The organism is Alkalitalea saponilacus, assembly GCF_900168165.1.
GTDB classification, from domain to species: Bacteria; Bacteroidota; Bacteroidia; order Bacteroidales; family Marinilabiliaceae; genus Natronoflexus; species Natronoflexus saponilacus.
Genome location: NZ_FUYV01000093.1, coordinates 1 through 1,092 on the forward strand (window position 1 = coordinate 1; position 1,092 = coordinate 1,092).

The following is a 1,092-nucleotide window of genomic DNA, read 5'->3' on the forward strand; positions in this document are numbered from 1 at the left end:
GAGTGTATTTATCAAGACACTTTTAGAAATGCCCGAGCTGCGTGATGGGAAACTATCATGCGCAGTTCTTAGGGGGCGTAAGCTACCCGATATTATAAGAAACATCCTGCAAATAGAGAAAATGAATGAAATCTGATGAGCTATATAAGCATCTAAAGTTTACAAATGACTTTTCAGTTGATGATTGGAATGATTTAATAAGAGTAAAATTTAGAACATATTTTCGTAACGACCAGATTTTTAATTCCAATAAAGAGGTATTAAGGACTGAAATAATTAATTACATCAAGTTTTCAGAAAAACCAGTTTATTTGACTCTTTTTAATTGGACATTTTTGATTTTTAGGGAGTGTTTTGAACGTGACGAGCAATTGGCAATTAAACAAATATCAGATTCATTTTATGAAATTTCTAGCACCGATTTTAAATGGATGACCAATGCTATTATTCAACCGAATCCTGCCGATTTTTCTGAAAGAGATAAAATGAGTTATTATTTCAAAGTAATTGATGAAATATTAGAGGGGGTATTCAAGCCAAGATTTAGACTATTTGATAATTTTATAAATTATTATACTACAGGGGGTTATTACGATAATTCAAAAATTGATTTTGGTCAAATTATACAAAACTTTCCAGTTTCTGAGAGTGTTCCAGCGACTTTATATTTGAAAGACCCATATTTCTCGATTTCAACGAATCAATGGAGAAACATTTCCGCACATAAGACTTTTAACATAACTAAGGACTCAATTGAAATTGAATATGGAAAGAGGAATATAAAAACATTAAATATAAGTTTTGAGCAACTAAAATTGATTCTTGATTGGACTCAAGATATATACAGAGTAATTAGATTAGCAGAAGTATTTATAAATTTAAATTACACTAAAGAGGTTGTTAACTACTTGGGAGGAACTGACAAAATGAAACTGAGATTTGAATCAGTTCTAATGCATTTAATTAACAATATTCAAATTGTAGGATTTCAATTCATATCAATACTGTCCTAAATAATCTTCAGTAGAATTTATTGCTCTTTAAAAATAGTAGTTTTAGCCAGAAACATCTACAATTTCAGAATAAAACCCC

Annotated in this window: 1 protein-coding gene; it reads left to right on the top strand. The window is 29.6% G+C overall.

Annotation, left to right across the window (positions count from 1 at the left end; genetic code table 11):
* Nucleotides 1-125 precede the first annotated feature (125 nt).
* Complete coding sequence (locus B5X70_RS17795; protein WP_079559248.1) at nt 126-1,013, top strand: hypothetical protein; 888 nt, start codon at nt 126-128, stop codon at nt 1,011-1,013.
* Nucleotides 1,014-1,092: the final 79 nt, after the last annotated feature.

Bases quoted from the DNA above. Each gene is read 5' to 3' on its own strand.
- B5X70_RS17795 (WP_079559248.1), top strand. From the start codon at position 126: ATGAAATCTGATGAGCTATATAAGCATCTAAAGTTTACAAATGACTTT.